This window comes from Yoonia sp. JB2-21 (genome assembly GCF_055693545.1).
The window spans coordinates 1-3545 of sequence record NZ_JBVFUC010000002.1; the positions used below are offsets into that span (position 1 = coordinate 1).

The following is a 3545-nucleotide window of genomic DNA, read 5'->3' on the forward strand; positions in this document are numbered from 1 at the left end:
GGTGGATCCGGGGACGGGTGCGATCACGGGTGTGTTCTTTATGGATGCCGATAAGTCTGACACGCAAACGGATGGGGATATGCCGGTTGCGGGGGCTGTTGTGACGCTGCTGCAAGGCGGTGTGACCGTGGCGAGCACGACGACGGCTGCGGATGGCAGCTATGTGTTTGACGGCTTGGATGCGGGCGACGATTATGTCGTGCAGTTTGGCAATCCGACGGACAAGGTCTTTGCGGATCAGGATCAGGGCGGCGATGATGCTGTGGACAGTGATGCGGATGCGACCGGTCAGACCGCGCCTGTCACGGTTGTTGCCGGGCAGACGACGCCGGATGTTGATGCGGGGCTGGTTGATCCCGGCACGGCGTCTTTGGGTGGGCGTGTGTTTATCGACAGCAATGACGACAGCATCGACAACAATAATGGCGATGAGGCGGCTTTGGCTGATGTGACTGTCACCTTGGTGAACAGCGCGGGCGTTGAGGTTGCAACAGCGACAACAGATGCGGATGGCGCTTATCTGTTTGAGGATCTGGACGCGGATGATTACACGGTTGTGTTCCCGACCACGGTGAACGGGCTTGTGCTTGTGGACCAAGACGCGGGTTCCGATGACACGGTCGATAGCGATGCGGGGGCCAATGGGTCAACAGCACCGATCACGGTGAACATCGGCGATGATATCCGCGATGTGGATGCGGGTCTTGAGACCCCAGCGCCCGTTGTTGGTGGATTGTCTGGTCGTGTGTTTATGGACGGCAATGATAATGCTGTTGATGATGCTGAGATGGGTGTTGCGGGTGTGACTGTGACGCTTGTTGATGCGAATGGCGCGGATGTTGGCACGGCGGTGACGGGGGCGGACGGGTCTTATGTGTTTAATGACCTTGCGCCTGGTGATTACAGCGTGCGCTTCCCGGTTGATGTTGATGGCAAGGTGCTTGTGGGTCAGGATCAGGGCGGTGATGACGCGGTTGACAGTGATGCGGCGCCGGCGACGGGTCTGACGGCACCGGTGACGGTTGTCGCGGGGGCTGTGACGCCGGATGTTGATGCAGGTGTTGCGGATCCGGGCACGGCGTCTTTGGGTGGCCGTGTGTTTATGGATGCCGACGGCAATGACGTTGATGACGCCGAGATGGGTGTGTCCGGTGTGACGGTGACGCTTGTGGATGGTGCTGGTGCGACGGTTGGCACGGCGGTGACGGATGCGACGGGGGCCTATCTGTTTGAGGACCTGGATGCGGGGGACTACACGGTTGTGTTCCCGACGGCGACTGCTGACGGCAAGGTGCTTGTGGGTCAGGACGCGGGAGCGGATGACACGGTTGACAGCGATGCGGCCCCGGATACGGGTGCGACGGCACCGGTGACGGTGGGGATCGGCGACGCGATCCGCGATGTTGATGCGGGTGTTGCGGATCCGGGCACGGCGTCTTTGGGTGGTGTGTTCTTCCGGGATGCGGATAAGGACAATCAGGAGACGGACGGGGACACGGCGGTTGCCGGCGCGACAGTGCAGCTGGTGCTTGGCGGTGTTGTTGTTGCGACGACGACGACGGATGCGGAAGGGGCCTATCTGTTTGAGGACCTGGATGCGGGGGATTACACGGTTGTGTTCACGAACCCGACGGACGCGGTGTTTGTGACCCCCGACGTGGGCGGCGACGACACGATCGACAGCGACGGTGTGGACAACGGGGACGGGACCGCGACAACGGCGGCAGTCACGGTGGGCATCGGCGACGACATCCGCGACGTGGATGTCGGCGTGGTGGATCCGGGGACGGGTGCGATCACGGGTGTGTTCTTTATGGATGCCGATAAGTCTGACACGCAAACGGATGGGGATATGCCGGTTGCGGGGGCTGTTGTGACGCTGCTGCAAGGCGGTGTGACCGTGGCGAGCACGACGACGGCTGCGGATGGCAGCTATGTGTTTGACGGCTTGGATGCGGGCGACGATTATGTCGTGCAGTTTGGCAATCCGACGGACAAGGTCTTTGCGGATCAGGATCAGGGCGGCGATGATGCTGTGGACAGTGATGCGGATGCGACCGGTCAGACCGCGCCTGTCACGGTTGTTGCCGGGCAGACGACGCCGGATGTTGATGCGGGGCTGGTTGATCCCGGCACGGCGTCTTTGGGTGGGCGTGTGTTTATCGACAGCAATGACGACAGCATCGACAACAATAATGGCGATGAGGCGGCTTTGGCTGATGTGACTGTCACCTTGGTGAACAGCGCGGGCGTTGAGGTTGCAACAGCGACAACAGATGCGGATGGCGCTTATCTGTTTGAGGATCTGGACGCGGATGATTACACGGTTGTGTTCCCGACCACGGTGAACGGGCTTGTGCTTGTGGACCAAGACGCGGGTTCCGATGACACGGTCGATAGCGATGCGGGGGCCAATGGGTCAACAGCACCGATCACGGTGAACATCGGCGATGATATCCGCGATGTGGATGCGGGTCTTGAGACCCCAGCGCCCGTTGTTGGTGGATTGTCTGGTCGTGTGTTTATGGACGGCAATGATAATGCTGTTGATGATGCTGAGATGGGTGTTGCGGGTGTGACTGTGACGCTTGTTGATGCGAATGGCGCGGATGTTGGCACGGCGGTGACGGGGGCGGACGGGTCTTATGTGTTTAATGACCTTGCGCCTGGTGATTACAGCGTGCGCTTCCCGGTTGATGTTGATGGCAAGGTGCTTGTGGGTCAGGATCAGGGCGGTGATGACGCGGTTGACAGTGATGCGGCGCCGGCGACGGGTCTGACGGCACCGGTGACGGTTGTCGCGGGGGCTGTGACGCCGGATGTTGATGCAGGTGTTGCGGATCCGGGCACGGCGTCTTTGGGTGGCCGTGTGTTTATGGATGCCGACGGCAATGACGTTGATGACGCCGAGATGGGTGTGTCCGGTGTGACGGTGACGCTTGTGGATGGTGCTGGTGCGACGGTTGGCACGGCGGTGACGGATGCGACGGGGGCCTATCTGTTTGAGGACCTGGATGCGGGGGACTACACGGTTGTGTTCCCGACGGCGACTGCTGACGGCAAGGTGCTTGTGGGTCAGGACGCGGGAGCGGATGACACGGTTGACAGCGATGCGGCCCCGGATACGGGTGCGACGGCACCGGTGACGGTGGGGATCGGCGACGCGATCCGCGATGTTGATGCGGGTGTTGCGGATCCGGGCACGGCGTCTTTGGGTGGTGTGTTCTTCCGGGATGCGGATAAGGACAATCAGGAGACGGACGGGGACACGGCGGTTGCCGGCGCGACAGTGCAGCTGGTGCTTGGCGGTGTTGTTGTTGCGACGACGACGACGGATGCGGAAGGGGCCTATCTGTTTGAGGACCTGGATGCGGGGGATTACACGGTTGTGTTCACGAACCCGACGGACGCGGTGTTTGTGACCCCCGACGTGGGCGGCGACGACACGATCGACAGCGACGGTGTGGACAACGGGGACGGGACCGCGACAACGGCGGCAGTCACGGTGGGCATCGGCGACGACATCCGCGACGTGGATGTCGGCG

The 3545-nt window shown here is 61.6% G+C and carries 1 protein-coding gene; it reads left to right on the forward strand.

Annotated elements, in window-relative coordinates; genetic code table 11:
- A partial coding sequence (locus ACZ1G5_RS18560) for an SdrD B-like domain-containing protein (protein ID WP_472734383.1) occupies nucleotides 1-3545 on the forward strand: 3545 nt, incomplete at both ends.